Source organism: Ligilactobacillus sp. UO.C109, assembly GCF_026847815.1.
GTDB lineage: Bacteria > Bacillota > Bacilli > Lactobacillales > Lactobacillaceae > Ligilactobacillus > Ligilactobacillus salivarius.
On the sequence record NZ_JAPSFH010000004.1, the window covers coordinates 1 to 15,604 of the forward strand.

The 15,604-nt window shown below is 33.1% G+C and carries 12 protein-coding genes and 1 rRNA gene; 10 read left to right on the forward strand and 3 right to left on the reverse strand.

Annotation, left to right across the window (positions count from 1 at the left end):
• Positions 1-159 precede the first annotated feature (159 nt).
• Positions 160-276: ribosomal RNA gene (rrf, locus tag OZJ21_RS00830) — 5S ribosomal RNA — on the forward strand.
• Between the two features lie 106 nt (positions 277-382).
• On the opposite strand, the gene OZJ21_RS00835 is transcribed toward rrf, so the two are convergent.
• The gene (locus tag OZJ21_RS00835; protein ID WP_081508941.1) at positions 383-1,375 is read right to left on the reverse strand and encodes a LacI family DNA-binding transcriptional regulator; all 993 of its coding nucleotides are present in this window, start codon (positions 1,373-1,375) and stop codon (positions 383-385) included.
• Positions 1,376-1,393: 18 nt separating this feature from the next.
• Positions 1,394-2,884, reverse strand: a complete 1,491-nt coding sequence (locus OZJ21_RS00840; protein ID WP_268857278.1) for a sucrose-6-phosphate hydrolase — start codon at positions 2,882-2,884, stop codon at positions 1,394-1,396.
• Between the two features lie 402 nt (positions 2,885-3,286).
• Here OZJ21_RS00840 and OZJ21_RS00845 point away from each other — a divergent pair, with 402 nt between their 5' ends.
• The 6 genes from OZJ21_RS00845 to OZJ21_RS00870 all read left to right on the forward strand — a co-directional run bounded on the left by OZJ21_RS00845 (position 3,287) and on the right by OZJ21_RS00870 (position 11,012).
• Complete coding sequence (locus OZJ21_RS00845; protein ID WP_268857279.1) at positions 3,287-5,215, forward strand: sucrose-specific PTS transporter subunit IIBC; 1,929 nt, start codon at positions 3,287-3,289, stop codon at positions 5,213-5,215.
• Positions 5,216-5,332: 117 nt separating this feature from the next.
• Positions 5,333-7,078, forward strand: coding sequence for an alpha amylase N-terminal ig-like domain-containing protein (locus OZJ21_RS00850; RefSeq protein ID WP_268857280.1), 1,746 nt, complete (start codon positions 5,333-5,335; stop codon positions 7,076-7,078).
• A gap of 150 nt (positions 7,079-7,228) precedes the next feature.
• Positions 7,229-8,581, forward strand: a complete 1,353-nt coding sequence (locus OZJ21_RS00855; protein ID WP_225358241.1) for a TrkH family potassium uptake protein — start codon at positions 7,229-7,231, stop codon at positions 8,579-8,581.
• Positions 8,582-8,600: 19 nt separating this feature from the next.
• Positions 8,601-9,239: a potassium channel family protein gene (locus OZJ21_RS00860; protein ID WP_003700714.1), complete on the forward strand. Its 639-nt coding sequence runs from the start codon at positions 8,601-8,603 to the stop codon at positions 9,237-9,239.
• A 76-nt stretch (positions 9,240-9,315) separates the two neighbouring features.
• Positions 9,316-9,969, forward strand: coding sequence for a matrixin family metalloprotease (locus tag OZJ21_RS00865; RefSeq protein WP_034990239.1), 654 nt, complete (start codon positions 9,316-9,318; stop codon positions 9,967-9,969).
• 26 nt (positions 9,970-9,995) lie between these two features.
• Positions 9,996-11,012, forward strand: a complete 1,017-nt coding sequence (locus tag OZJ21_RS00870; protein ID WP_268857281.1) for a glycosyltransferase family 2 protein — start codon at positions 9,996-9,998, stop codon at positions 11,010-11,012.
• Positions 11,013-11,089: 77 nt separating this feature from the next.
• On the opposite strand, the gene OZJ21_RS00875 is transcribed toward OZJ21_RS00870, so the two are convergent.
• Positions 11,090-11,362: a hypothetical protein gene (locus OZJ21_RS00875; protein ID WP_003701855.1), complete on the reverse strand. Its 273-nt coding sequence runs from the start codon at positions 11,360-11,362 to the stop codon at positions 11,090-11,092.
• Positions 11,363-11,546: 184 nt separating this feature from the next.
• On the opposite strand from OZJ21_RS00875, the gene OZJ21_RS00880 reads away from it, so the two are divergent.
• The 3 genes from OZJ21_RS00880 to OZJ21_RS00890 all read left to right on the forward strand — a co-directional run bounded on the left by OZJ21_RS00880 (position 11,547) and on the right by OZJ21_RS00890 (position 15,509).
• Positions 11,547-13,340 carry a DUF2207 domain-containing protein gene (locus tag OZJ21_RS00880; RefSeq protein ID WP_268857282.1) on the forward strand — a complete coding sequence of 598 codons (1,794 nt, stop codon included), beginning with the start codon at positions 11,547-11,549 and terminating at the stop codon, positions 13,338-13,340.
• 134 nt (positions 13,341-13,474) lie between these two features.
• Positions 13,475-14,011, forward strand: a complete 537-nt coding sequence (locus OZJ21_RS00885; protein ID WP_178847590.1) for a biotin transporter BioY — start codon at positions 13,475-13,477, stop codon at positions 14,009-14,011.
• Between the two features lie 241 nt (positions 14,012-14,252).
• The gene (locus OZJ21_RS00890; protein WP_268857283.1) at positions 14,253-15,509 is read left to right on the forward strand and encodes a serine hydrolase; all 1,257 of its coding nucleotides are present in this window, start codon (positions 14,253-14,255) and stop codon (positions 15,507-15,509) included.
• Positions 15,510-15,604 lie beyond the last annotated feature (95 nt).

Below are 15,604 nucleotides of genomic sequence, written 5' to 3' on the forward strand. Positions count from 1 at the left end.
AGATGATCAGGTAGATAGGATGGAAGTGGAAGTGCTGTGAGGCATGGAGCGGACCATTACTAATCGATCGAGGACTTAACCAAGTAGAGAAAACGTGAGTTTTCGGTGAAAGAAGTAAATGATATCTAGTTTTGAGAGAATAAAATCTCAAGTAAATAGTGCGGTGATGATGGCACGAAGGATACACCTGTTCCCATTCCGAACACAGAAGTTAAGCTTCGTAACGCCGAGAGTAGTTAGAGGAACGCCTCTTGCGAGGGTAGGAAGTCGCCGTGCAAATGAGAGCTAGGAAGTAATTCCTGGCTTTTTTATTTATCTCATGAATAATAGAATAGATATATGTATAGTAAAAAGTTCCTACCGGTTTTCGATAGGAACTTTTTTAATTGTCTGAAATTGTTTTAGACTTAATGAATCTAATAGGTAAAATATAACTTTTTTGTTTTAGATCTTCATCAGGATGAGCAATTCTACGTTCTAGAAGTTTAACCAATAAAGCAGCAATATCTTTAGTAGGTTGAACAACAGTTGATAATTCAGGATGATATTGTTGGATAAATTTAGTACCATCAAAACCAGTTATCTTTAATTGTTCAGGAATATTAATACCAAGTTCTTGTGCTGCTTGAATGACTAGCAATGCAGTAAGATCATCGGTACATACAATTCCATCTGCTTTATGTTCGGAAAGTAGTTGTTTAATTGCCATAATCTTAAGCATAGGTGTTTCTGAAAAAGATACTGGATGAATATGTAAAGTTAATCCTAACTTTTTAATTGTGTCACGATAACCTGAGAGGCGGTGGTCAGTTGGATTTCCTTTTTGAACAGGATTACCCACAAAATATATATGACGACAACCGGCATCAAAAAGTTCTTGAGTAGCAATAACTCCACCTTTATAGTTATCCGAACTAACAATAGGAACATTTTCAGATAAACTTCTATCAAAAGAAACGATTGGCAAACCAAATTCTTGATACTCATCGATACCTAAATTATGAGCACCGGCAATAATTCCATCAACTTGATTGGCTAAGAGCATTCTTAAATAAGAACGTTCTTTTTCTTTATTATAAGCAGCATTACATAAGATAACTTTATAACCATCTTCAAAAAGTTTATTTTCTATTTCTTCGACCAATTCACCAAAAAATGGATTGGAAACACCAGGAAATATTAAGCCAACTAGATTAGTCTTTTTACCGTGTAGCGAGCGGGCTAATGAGTTAGGTTGGTAATTTAACTCCTTCATTGCTTCATGTACTTTATTACGAGTTTTATCACTAATATAACCGTAATTATTAATAACACGTGAAACAGTTGTAGGAGAAACGCCAGCCTTTTTAGCAACATCGCTTAATTTAGCTCGCATATAACTTTCACTCCTTAACTAAATATTTTTCATATTCCAATAGGTTCCAGTATATTGTAGCTTTTTATCACTAATAAATGCAATCTTATTATTACCATCAGGAGCAAAAAATCTTGAAGTTAAGGTATGTCTACCATTATTAACAAAGATTTCGCAAACAGAACCGTCAACGAATATATCTAAGCTAAGTTGTTTGTTAGCTGGCAAAGCAATAGTTCTAGTTGTACCGTAATCTTCTGCGAAAGGAATACCAGCCTTACTACGATCTACTGTAAGGAAAGCATCATCAGCAGTAGAGAATTTAATTTCAATTCCTTGGGATAGATCTTTATTAGCTGCTAGGAATAATTTACCATTTTGACCAGCTGTAAGATCAAGTTTTAATTCATAATGTTTTGAAGCTGCAGAGTGGACAATTTGTTGGCCATCAAATACTTCTTCACTTCTAACAAGAGTTCCTTCTTCTCTAAGTGATGCCATAGCTGGAACAGGGCGTTGGTATAATTCACCATCAACTACAGATAATTCTTTAACCTGACTTAAGCAGTTAGCCCAGTTTTCACTATCAGTTGGATAAGAGATGTCAGGAAGTCCAATCCAAGAAATAGCATAAGCTTTACCATTAGGTGCATTGAATGCTTGTGTAGCATAAACATCAAAACCATCGTCAAGATTTAGAGGTGCTTTTTGATTAGTATTGAATTTAGCTTTGTCTAAACGAATATCTGAACCAACAATATACATATTAGGATAGATATTTTCATAATCAGCAACTTTCTTATCTAAACCTTGTGGGCAGAAAATAAGTACAGGTTGATCATCAACAAAGACTAAATTAGGGCATTCTACCATGTATCCCATTTCTTCTTCAGTAAAATCAAGATAACCTAGGTCTTGCCAGTTCTTTAAATCTTTTGAACGGAAGAGTGAGATTTTACCAGTCTTTGTTTCAGCATCTTGAGCACCTAAGATAACAAAGTATTCATCGCGATGTTTTAGTAGTTGTGGATCACGAAAATGTTCTGTTATATGATCTACAGGTTCAATCATAGGTTTATCAAGTTTAGTAATATTGTTGTCCTTGTCCATGATCGCACCAATTTGATAAGGGTAACGAACCCATTCTTTACTACGATGATTACCAGTATACATTAAGAATAATTTATCATCGATAACACGTGCTGAACCAGAGTAAGCACCATGACTATCGTATTTAGTATCAGCATTGATTGCTAATCCGAGGTTTTTCCAGTGAACTAAGTCTGGAGAAGTTAAATGAACCCAAGATTTCAAACCATGAACTGCACCAAATGGATAAGATTGATAGAAAACATGGTACTCATCATTAAAGTAAGAAAAACCGTTAGGATCATTTAATAAGCCTGATTGAGGGCGAATATGATAAGACATTTGGTATTTTGAAGCTGTTGCTTGTGCCTGTAACTTCAGTAAAGTTTCCGCATCCCATTCAGAATATTTTTTATAACGTGATTCACGTGTCCATTCCATAATAATTCCTCCTATTATTGTAAACGTATTCTTATCTGTTATTATATTTAATATTGAAAAAACTGTCAATCGTATAACATAACTACAAGTATTATTATAGCATGTAAAAAAGCGATTAAATAAGGAATAAATCACTGAAATTGTCATGAAATATTGGATTTTTATCTGAAATAGAGATTTTTGAGCATTTTTAAGCCAAAATTGCTAAACGATATTCATAAAATTTAATTAAGTAGAGAAAATATAGATTTCATCAGCGTTTTAAAGGGATTTTTAAAAGAAATAAAATATTTTTTGTGATAAACGATTGACATATAATAAAAATACGTTATCATAAATAGTGTAATAATCATTAAGCGTTTTCAAGAAAACGTAAATTTAGATGAGAAGGAAGTGTAGATCATGGATCACAAAAAAGTTGCTAAAAATGTAGTTGACGCTGTTGGTAGAGATAATTTAATCGCTGCCGCTCACTGTGCTACGAGATTACGTTTGGTACTTAAAGACGATAAGAAAGTAAACCAAGCTGCTCTCGATGCTGATCCAGATGTAAAAGGAACATTTAAAACAAACGGACAATATCAAGTTATCATTGGACCGGGCGATGTAAATAACGTCTATGATGAATTGATTAAAGATACAGGTTTAAAGGAATTATCTACTGATGATTTAAAGAAAGTTGCTGAACAAGGTCAAAAGTTTAACCCAGTAATGGCATTTATCAAGCTATTATCAGATATTTTTGTACCAATTATCCCTGCCTTAGTTGCTGGTGGTTTGTTGATGGCTTTGAACAACTTCTTAACTCAACCTGGATTATTCGGACCTAAGTCAATTGTTTCAACATCTCCAGTTGTTAAGGGCTTATCAGACATGATTCAATTAATGTCTGCTGCTCCATTTATCTTCATGCCAATTCTAGTTGCAATCTCAGCTTCTAAGCGTTTTGGTGCTAACCGTTTCTTAGGTGCTGCTATTGGTATGATTATGACTTCTCCAGATTTAGGTAAGACTGCTAAATACTGGGACATCTTCGGAATGCATGTTGCTCAAACAAACTATGCTTATCAGGTTATTCCTGTAATCGCTGCCGTATGGGTACTTGCCTTTTTGGAAAAGAGATTCCACAAGTTGTTACCAGCAGCTGTTGACTTCACATTCACACCATTACTTTCAGTTATGATTACTGGTTTCTTAACATTTACAGTAATTGGACCAGTTCTAAAGACTGCATCTGATATGTTAACAAACGGTATTGTATGGTTATACGACACAACAAGCTTTGTTGGTATGGGTATTTTTGGTTTAACATACTCTGCAATTGTTATGACAGGTTTACATCAAAGTTTCCCTGCAATCGAAACACAATTGGTTACAGCATTTGCTAACGGACATGGTGCCGGTGACTTTATCTTCGTTGTTGCATCAATGGCTAACGTTGCTCAAGGTGCTGCAACATTCGCAATTTACTTCTTAACAAAAGATAAGAAGATGAAGAGTCTATCCTCATCTGCTGGTGTATCTGCTTTACTAGGAATTACTGAACCAGCTTTATTCGGGGTAAACTTGAAGTATAAATTCCCATTCTTCTGTGCTTTAATTGGTTCTGGTGTGGCAGCTGCATTTGCAGGCTTAATGCACATTATCGCAGCTTCAATGGGTGCTGCTGGATTTATCGGATTCCTATCCATTTATCCAAAATCAATTCCAATGTACGTTGTTGCTGAATTAATCAGTTTCGCCGTAGCATTTATCTTGACATTTATCTACGGTAAAGGTCATATGAAAGAAGAAGCTCCTGTTGTATCTGCATCTGAAGCTGCTGAAACAGAAGCAAAAGTTGAAGAACAAGTAGCTGCTGAAAGCAAATTAAACGATGAAGTTGTTGCAGCTCCAATTAGTGGTGAATCAAAGAAATTAACTGACGTAAACGATCCTGTTTTCTCTACTCTAGCAATGGGTAATGGTGCTGCAGTTGTTCCAACTGATGGTACAATCTATGCTCCAGTTGATGGTGAATTAACAGTTGCTTATGAAACTAAGCATGCTTATGGCTTGAAATCAGATAATGGCGCTGAAGTATTAATCCATGTCGGCATTGATACAGTTAACTTGAAAGGTCAACATTTCGAATCATTCGTAAAACAAGGCCAAAAAGTTAAGAAGGGCGACAAGTTAGGAACTGTTGATTTAGATGCAATCAAAGCAGCTGGCTACGACACTACAGTAATGGTTGTTGTTACAAACACTATGAACTATGCTTCTGTTGATAGAATTGACAATACAAAAGTAAATCATGGTGACGATTTAGTAGCAGTAACTGCAAGATAAGAATATAGATTGTAAAAGTATCTGACTTAATTAGGGGTCGGATACTTTTTATTTTTCTTAAAATGTAAGCGATGTTGTATAATAATGCTAAGAGAAATTGTAAAGGTGGGATGTTAGTTGAATAAAGCAGCGATATTACATATACCAGCAAGTGAGATGGCTTATTATGAAAATAAGGATGAACTACACCTTCAATTACAATCAGCCCACAATGATTTAGCGGATGTAACGGTTTTGGTAGGTGAAGTTAGCGGAAATAATAATGATAGCTGGAGATATGAAAGCTTTTTTATGCAGAAAACTTTCGCAACTAGATATCATGATTATTGGGAAGTCACATTAAAATTAAACAAAAATGAAGCACAGTATGTATTTAAAGTTACAGATACTTACGGTAATGTGGGACTTTATGACGCCCAGCGTTTATGTGAAGCTACGGAAGAAAATGCTAATTCACCATATGGATTTATCATTGAAAATAGAGATATGCGACAAGTAACGCAAATTCCAGATTGGGTTACAAAGACAGTCTGGTATCAAATTCAAATTGATAGATTTGCTAATGGCAACGATAATCTAGCTAAGTTATCCGAGAATGAAGACAATACAACTCAAATTTTAGGCGGAGATCTAACTGGTATTTTGAGTAAACTAGATTATTTACAAAATTTAGGCATTAATGGCATTGTGCTATCTTCTATTTTTGAAGGTGATGGACCATTTAAATTAACGACTAATGATTTTTATAGCATTGATAGCCAGTTTGGCAATAAAGATCTCTTCAAGATGTTAGTCAGCAACTTACATCGCCGCAATATGAAAGTAGTACTAAAAATGAATTTAGCTTATTTAAGTGATAATTCTAGACAATGGCGTGAAATTCTAGAAGAGGGACAACATGCGAAATATGTAGATTGGTTTAATATTAAGGGATTTTCACCTAAATATAGCCAAGATCCACATAATAAAAATATTGTCAGAGCTAATTATAAATTCAGTGAGTTAAATCCACATTATCCAACATTGAATTTAAAAAATCCAGAAGTTCAAACATATCTAATTCAAGCAATAAAATACTGGGTAGAACATTTTGAGATTGATGGATTAATATTGGATCATGCTGATAAATTGAGTCGAGAATTTGTACATTTATTAAACCGAAATCTTAAGAAGATGAAACCTGATTTTTACCTAGTTGGGAAATCAGAATTGAGCACTACTAGTGTAGTTCAATTAGGTGATTTTGATGCGATGACAGATGATGCTTTGGGTAATTTATTATTGAATTTTGCTAGAGATAAGAAAATCGCCGCTAGTGAATTTAAATATCAATTAAGTCGACAAATGTTAGCCCAAAATACCAAGCTAAGTCGAGTGACTTTAAGAACATTGGATGATTTAACATCTTCGAGAATTTTAACGCGCTGTCGCGAAAATAAGGCTTTGATGCGCTCCTTGTTAACCTTTATGTATTTATTAAAGGGTAGTCCAGCGATTACTTATGGAACAGAACTAGGTCTTTCAGGACACGATTTTCCAAGTAATCTAGCAGGAATGGATTGGAACCAAGAAGATCAAGACGATAAGATGATGCGTTTTATCAAAGTGTTGAATAATTTTAGGTTGCAAAACTATAAAATTCTAAGTGAAGGCAGTTTTGAGTGGGGCCAGATTAGTGATAGTTATGATTATGTAAGTTTTATCAGAAGAAAAGATAAAAGAAGATTATTTGCTTTATTTAATTTTGGCTACAATGGAATAAAATTTGTCTTACCTAAACATGCCAAATTAATTTTAGGTCAAAATATTGTAGATGAAAAATCCGAAATAGGTCAGTACGGATTTGTAATATTAGAAGCATAAAGTAAAAGCATATTTGGAAATCATTTCTAAGTATGCTTTTTTAGTAATTTGAGAAATTATGATATATTAATTGTAATGTTATGATTTTTATTTTATAGAGAATAAGGGATTAATATGTACGGAAGAAGAAAAATGCGAACGAGGCAGGGCTTGTCTCGAATTCAAATTATTACTTTGAGTTTTCTACTAGCGATAATGATTGGTAGCTTGATTTTAATGTTGCCTATTATGAGTGCGAATGGAGAAAGTACAGATTTTGTTGATGCATTATTTACTGCAACAACAAGTGTCTGTATTACTGGATTAGTAACAGTTACGACAGCAACTCATTGGTCGAGCCTAGGACATATCGTAATTTTATTGCTAATCCAGCTTGGAGGTTTAGGAACGATAACGCTGATGTCGTTAGCCTTTTTTGCAACTGGTAAGCGAATATCACTACAAAATAGACTATTAATGGCTGATGCTTTTAATCTAGATAATAATAAAGGAATTGTAAACTTTGTAATTCGAGTCATTAAAGAGTCATTGATGATAGAAGGATTAGGAGCAATAGCTTATTCTATATATTTCATACCACACTTTGGTTTTCTTACAGGAAGTTGGTATTCAATTTTTCATTCAGTATCTGCTTTTTGTAATGCCGGAATTGACTTATTGGCAGATAATAGTTTAATTGCTTATGCAGGTAATTGGTGGCTGAATATCGTAACAATGCTACTTATTGTTTGTGGGGGTCTAGGTTTTACAGTATGGAATGAATTAATAAAAGGTTTTGTTAATCAGTACCGTTACTACAAAAATGGTAGAGGAAAAAGATTAAAAAATACACTGTCACAACATACTAAGATGGTTTTGACAACAACATTTGCCTTGATATTTGGTGGAGCAATTCTATATTATCTTTTTGAAAGAAGTAATCCTAACACATTAGGTAGTGTTAAAAATAGTCAGGCGATGTTAGAGGCACTATTCCAATCTGTGACTACTAGAACAGCTGGTTTTGTAACTATTCCTCAAGCAAACTTAACCATTCCATCAGTAATGTTGACAGTATTCTTAATGTTTATTGGTGGTTCTCCAACTGGTACAGCTGGTGGGATTAAAACAACTACATTAGCAGTAATACTAGCTGAAGTTAGAGCAACAATAAAAGGTGAGCCAGAAGCAATTTGTTTCAAACGGCAAGTTCCACGTCAAACAACTAGAAAGGCGATTGCGATCACACTAATTAGTGTTGCAGCAAGTGTTTTAGCTGTATTAATAATGTATTTTATCCAACCTGGAGATATGACAGATAATGTCTTTGAAGTTTATAGTGCTTTGGGAACAGTGGGTATAAGTCGCGATTTGACTCCACATTTAACGACAGCAGCAAAATATTTGATTATTGCTTGCATGTATTTAGGTAGAGTAGGTCCAATTTCTATTTTATTAGCATTAATGAGAAGAAAACATCATGCAAATCTAAAATATGCCCCGGGAAATATTCGAGTAGGTTAAAAAGAAGGTAGGTAAAAGAATGGACAGATCATATGCAGTTTTCGGTTTAGGAGAATTCGGCCGAAGCGTTTCTTATGAATTAATGGAAATAGGAGCCGATGTGTTAGCAGTAGACAAGAATGAAAATAAGATCACAGCAATTGCTGATGATGTAACGATGGCTATTTCAATCGATGCATTAAATGAAATGGCATACGAGAAACTGGGATTGAATAATATGGATGGTGTGGTTGTTTCAATGTCAGGTAACCTCAGTGCTTCGATCATGGCAATTATAGCAGCTAAAGATGCAGGGGTACCCTTAGTAATAGCTAAAGCATCGGATGATACACAGAGAACGATTTTTAAAAAAGTTGGAGCTGATCGAGTGGTAATTCCTGAACGCGATGGTGCGGTGCGAACAGCTCATAATTTAGTTGCAAAAAATTTCTTAGATTACATAGAACTTTCAGATAAAATTTCAATAATAGAAATAAATGTTAAAGATGAATGGTTACATAAACCATTGGCGGAATTAGATTTACGTTCAAAATATGGTCTCAATGTAATTGCGATTAGACGAAATAATGATTTGCAGACAGATATTGGTCCTAATTTGACTTTTGATAAGGGAGATACAATTCTGGTTGTAACAGATAAACACGATTTAGGATTATAAAAAAGTCTTAAGATACACAATTTATAACTAAGTGTATGTTAAAATAGCAGGTAAATTAAGCTAAGGATGGGATAGTGTGAAGACTATTTTTCGACTAATAGTAAGGTTAGGAATTATAGCGGTAATTCTAGTAGGAATACAAAAAGTCTTAACAACACCACGATATTTACAGGCGATAATGCCATATGTAAATCAAGTAGAAGAATTATTAGGAAAAAAGACCAATTATACACTTGAAAGTGGAGAACAGAAGAATAAAGTACAAACGGATAATGTTAAATATGACAATAACCGTTGGCCTAACAATACAGCCACAGTCTATATAGATATTGATGATAGTACTTTATACAATGCCTTTGTGTCAGCAATAAAGCAGTGGAATAATACCGGTGCATTTACATTTAAGATTGTGAATGATAAGAAAGACGCAGACATAGTAGGCAAGTTAATGGAAAATGATGATGGAACTGCAGGAACGACAGATACTACAACTGACGAGCAAACTAAGCGAATTATTAAAGCTACTGTTTACTTAAATCGTTATTATCTAGAAAGTGCCACATATGGTTACAGTGAACAACGAATTATTAATACTGCTGAACATGAATTGGGACATGCGATAGGACTAGATCATACGGATGAAGTATCAGTTATGCAGCCAGCAGGATCTTATTATACGATTCAGCCACGCGATGTAGATGTCGTTAAGAAACTGTATCAGGAAAATTAGAATTAAATTCAGGGGAGAAGATTGGGGTGGAAGATTATCTAATTACGATTGTAATACCAATGTATAATGTAGAAAGTAGTATTGAGAGACTTATTATTAGTATTTCGGAGGCTTTTAAGGATCAAGAAAGTTTAGTAGAGGTGCTAGCTATAGACGATGGGTCTACTGATAAGACAGTGGAAATTTTTAAAAATTTACATGGAAAGAGTCAGCTATTAGCATTAAAATTAATACAAAATTCACATGGTGGGGTAAGTAAAGCTAGAAATACGGGAATTAAATATAGTAAAGGACGTTATATAACTTTTGTTGATAGTGATGACGAACTTGCCTTAGTAGATGTAGTTGATTTGAAAGAAAAGTTAGCCCAAAACGCTGAGGTAATAATTTTTGATACGGATAGAAATGAGACTATAGATCTAAATAAGGATGGTAACAGAGTAAAAGCTTTGGCAGAAATTTCGATGTTAGGTAGACATGTGATTAGCGCTGGAATACAGAATAAAATATATTTGCGATCATTTTTAATTGAAAATAACATATTCTTTAGTGATAAATTACGAGTAGGGGAAGATACCTTATTTATTTTCAATGCAATATCAGTGGCAGACAAGATAGTGAAAACAAATAGTAATTTTTATGTAGTTCATGAATCTAGTTCAGTGCATCTATTCAATGAATATAACCTAACTAATGAATTGTTTTTTCGTAAGTATATGTTAGAAATATTATCTAGATTTGAGACTGACCCGACGATCGAGAAAATTAAAATACGTTTTGGTATAACTGGGATAATTTTCTTAATTGAATGCTATTTTGCACCTTTAGTGAGAACTGGACGCTTGACTTATACAGAAGCTAAAGTAAAGTTAGAAGATATTGTACGTGAAGGACAGTATGAAGGTTTTGATAGTAATATTTTTGATAAAGCACTATCTAAGCGTGGGAAAATTTTCAGAAGATTAATTAATAAGGGAATGTTTAAAACGGTAATTTTCTTGTTAAATACTGAAGATAGGATAAAAGGAATTAATCGAATATAAAAGTAAAAATTGCTAGAGATCATTATTAAAACGATCTTTAGCAATCTTTTTATTATTGAGAAATTATTTAATTTTCTTTATAAAAATTGATATTCTTCTAGAGAATCAAACCAGTCATAACGTAGTAATTGTTTTAACTTCTTATTTACTGGAATCCAAATACCACTACGTAAAATATCAATCATAGTTTTTAAGAAGAGTTTATCTTTGATAGTACTTTTTGGTCTATCAACCGTAATAATCTCATTGTCTTCGGTTTTTAGAGTAATTGTTTTATTATTAACTTTTATAACTTGTGCAGGGACAATATCATTTTCATTAATTTTAACTTCTACATTTTTTTCATTAATTTTAATCAGCTCATTTCTAAAAGAAACACTTATCTGTATCAACGATTCTTATATTAACAGAGTGTTATAAAGTAAATGTAAACGATAACTAAAGATTTGTTAAAATAATTGACGATATTTTGAAATTTTAGTAGATAAATCTTATTTGGTATAATAAAAATGTAAAATAGAAAGAGGTGGGATGATGAAAAGGAACATAGTACTTATTCTTTGTTGCATATTCCTCTCGCTAATAGGAATAAAGAATATTCAAGCTGATGTAAATTATGATGTAAAAGACTATACAGTTAATGTTGATGTTCAAAAAAATGGATCATTAATAATTAAAAGACATATTCGCTATGATTTTCCAGATGAAGCACATGGCGTATACTATCGTCAAAATTTGGAAAGTAATCAGCAAATAAGTCAAACTCAAGTATGGATTAATGGACAAGAAGCTCAACAAAACGATAGCGCAGGAAATAATACATACAAATTAACACGCGATGATAAAGGATATTTATTTAAGGTCTATCATAATGTAGACAATCAAGAAGTAAATTTCACGTATCAATATGTATTAAATAATGCTGTTATTAATTGGAAAGATACAGCTGAATTGAATTTTAAAGTAATTGGCGATGGCTGGGAAACAGAGTTAAATAATGTAAAAGTGACGATTAAATTGCCAGGACAAGATGTCTCTGATTTGCAAGCTTGGAGTCATGGACCGTTAACAGGAACGACAAAAGTAGATAAGAAATCAGGGCAGGTAACACTTAGTTTGGCAGAATTACCAGCTAAAAATTTTGTAGAAAGTCATATTTTATTTCCAGTAGCTCTTACTCCGGAGAATACTAACGTACGAAATGAAAAGCATAAGGCTGAGGTTCAGAAACAGGAAAAACAACTAGCCTTAGAAGCTAATCGAAAACGTAAAGCGCAGGAAAGAAAAGATAGACTTTGGGCTGGAGCGATGTTTGTGGTAATCTGTGTGGGATCTTTTGGAAGTATCTTGTATAATTTGATGCCACTAAAGGAGAAGACTTACCGTCCATTATCAGTTAAGAACGCCCCTCATGTGTTCGAGCTACCAAATTATGAAGCTGCGGTAGCGCAAAGTTTATTTAGAGATACAGATCCTGATAACAAGGCGTTAAGTGCTTATTTACTAGAGCTATCAGTAAAAAGAGTAATAAAAATTGAACCAATCCCAAATAAAAAGAAAGACTATCTTTTAACCTTACTGGATGAAACAGCGTTATCCAATAATGAAATATTAAAATTGTTGTTTAATAAAATAGGTGATACCAAGCAGGTAAGTATGAAACAAATAAAGAAATACGGTAAGAAAAAGCATGAACATATGAATGTTGTAAATGCGTATAAGGCTTGGCAGAAATCAGTTAGAACTAAGGCTAGCAAACTAGGATGGGTTTCGGATAATGCAAAATCAGCTATGATTAGAAGAGCAATCATTTCTGGTATTTTGCTGTTAATATTAATTGTGGGACTCATTGTCACTGATAATTCAGCCGCTCTATGGGTCATGGGGGTAAGCTTAGTGTTACTAGTGGCCTCAATTCTATACTTTATAATGAAAGGTTCAATTTATACCAAAACAGGTGCAGCTGGAATGACAGAGCTGCGAGGTTTTTATCGTATGATGGACGATATTGGTAGATTTAATCTTAAAGAAGTTGGTGACATTGTTTTATGGGAAGGATTGTTACCATATGCAGTTGCTTTAGGATTATCTAAAAAAGTATCTAAAGCCTTAATTGATAACTTTACAAGTGAAGAACTGCAAAATAGTAATTTTATTTACTACTATCCATTCATCTATCATAATGGAATTGCTAATTTTAGTAATGATTTTAATAGTAGCTTTACCAGAGGAATGGGAAATTATTCCTCACCATCAGGCGGATCCGGTGGCTTTTCTGGTGGTAGTTCTGGTGGATTTGGTGGTGGCTCTGGTGGTGGAGCATTTTAGAATTAATCTCAGTAGGAAACTACTGGGATTTATTTTTGTGTTTATTGTTAACTTAAATATAAAAATAGGTTAACAATTATCGAAGTATAGGGTATAATATCTATATGTTTTGAATTAGAAAGTGAGGAAGAGAATTGAAAACAAAAAATGTAGCATTAATTGCGATGATGACAGCAATTATTATTGTATTAGGATTTGTACCACCAATTCCTTTGGGATTTATTCCTGTTCCATTAGTTTTACAAAACATGGGAATAATGTTAGCTGGGGCTATTTTAGGCTCTAAGCGTGGATTTTTATCAGTTATTATTTTCTTACTACTCGTAGCAGTTGGATTACCATTAATGACAGGTGGTAGAGGTGGAGTTGCAGTCTTTGTTGGAGCAACCGCTGGCTATATTTATGCTTACCCATTTGCAGCAGCATTAATAGGTTACGGACTAAAGAGATTTTCATATGCAAATTTCTGGCTAGAACTTTTGATTGTCTGGACAGTAGGTGTTATCTTCATAGATGTTTTAGGAGCAGTAGGGTTGACAGCCATAGCTCACATGCCATTTATGAAAGCACTGATATCTAACTTAGTATTTATTCCTGGTGATACAATTAAAGCTTTGGTTGTAGTGCTAATTTATAGAAGATTGAAAAAAATGAATGTTATTGAGAGATAGAAAAAACTAGATTTTCAGATAAATTTTAAAATATCAATATTCAAAAAACACTAGGAATTAAGTAATTTCTAACGTTTTTTAAAGTTTGAGATTTTTTCCAAGAATTCTTTTGTAAGTTAGACTTTGAATTAAAAATGTGGGACTATTATGTACAAAAAAGTATGAAAATTCAATCTGAAATAAACTTATTGTATAATGATACTATTATTTCGATGGATGTAAGTATAGAAAGGAAAAAATAGTGTTTAAGAAATTAAAAAAATTAGGAATAAGTATCTTAACTTCTTTGATAATAGTAACAGGTGTAGGACAATTAAGTTTAATCAAGGCTGATCAAACTTTGCCACAACTAGATTTAGAGGCTAAATCTGCAATTGCGATAGATGCAAAAACGGGACAAATTATCTATGCCAAAGATGATAAACAAACATATCCAGTTGCTTCAATGTCCAAACTTTTGACAGCTTATATATTATTACAAGCAATTCATGAAGGAAAAATTACTTGGGAAACTAAAGTAACTCCTACTGTAACTGAAGTAGATATCAGTAATAATACAGAGTTAACAAATGTTCCTTTAAAAGAAGGGCATAGCTATACTATAAAACAGTTATATCAAGCGATGTTGGTAGGATCAGCGAATGCTGCAACAATGTTGATTGGTAATGCCATTTCAGGAACACAGACAAAATTTATAGATAAAATGAGAGAAACTGCCAAAAGTTTGGGAATTACAGATGCTAAGATCTACAGTGCGAATGGACTAACAGCTAAGTATTTGGGCGATGAAATTTATCCTAATACAGATGAAAATGCAGAGAACGAATTTTCAGTACGAGATATGGCTATTATTTCGCAAAAGTTGATTAAAGAGTATCCAGAGATTTTAGAAACGACTAAATTAACTAAGATCGATTTTAACGATAATGGAGAAATTACAACTGTTAATAATACAAATGAATTACTACAAGATGATTCACATTTAGAAGTTGATGGTCTTAAAACGGGAACATCAGATGCAGCAGGTTATTGTTTTGCATCAACAACTAACAAAGATGGTCATCGCATCATAACAGTAATTGCTGGGGCAAAAGACAATGATGCTAGATTTGATCAAACCAAGAATTTGTTAAATTATATTTACAATAATTATGATTACTTGGCTATAAGTACAAATCAAGCGTTAAGACAGGATGTTAAAGTCAAGTATGGAAAACAAAGCAGTGTATCAGCAATAATCGGAAATGATTTAAGTTTATGGGTACCTAAAAATATTAAAGAAAGGGCATTGCAGATTAAATTAATACCAAAATCTTCTACAATAGAAGCACCAATCAAGCAAGGTGAAGTAGTTGGAGAGTATCAAATATCTGTTGCTGGTAATTTAGGATTTATAGATGGTTCAAATAATTTAAAAACTAAAGCATTATCTGATAATAATGTAGAAGGAATTAATATTTTCATAAAATGGTGGCAAATGTTGACTGATGCAATATAAGAGAAAAGACGAAGTTCAAATGAATTTCGTCTTTTTTCAGCATTTGTCATGAAATGCTGAACTAATAATCTGATTATATTAGTATTTATAAAAAA

Bases quoted from the DNA above. Each gene is read 5' to 3' on its own strand.
- OZJ21_RS00845 (WP_268857279.1), top strand. From the start codon at position 3,287: ATGGATCACAAAAAAGTTGCTAAAAATGTAGTTGACGCTGTTGGTAGA.
- OZJ21_RS00840 (WP_268857278.1), bottom strand. From the start codon at position 2,884: ATGGAATGGACACGTGAATCACGTTATAAAAAATATTCTGAATGGGAT.
- OZJ21_RS00860 (WP_003700714.1), top strand. From the start codon at position 8,601: ATGGACAGATCATATGCAGTTTTCGGTTTAGGAGAATTCGGCCGAAGC.
- OZJ21_RS00880 (WP_268857282.1), top strand. From the start codon at position 11,547: ATGAAAAGGAACATAGTACTTATTCTTTGTTGCATATTCCTCTCGCTA.
- OZJ21_RS00835 (WP_081508941.1), bottom strand. From the start codon at position 1,375: ATGCGAGCTAAATTAAGCGATGTTGCTAAAAAGGCTGGCGTTTCTCCT.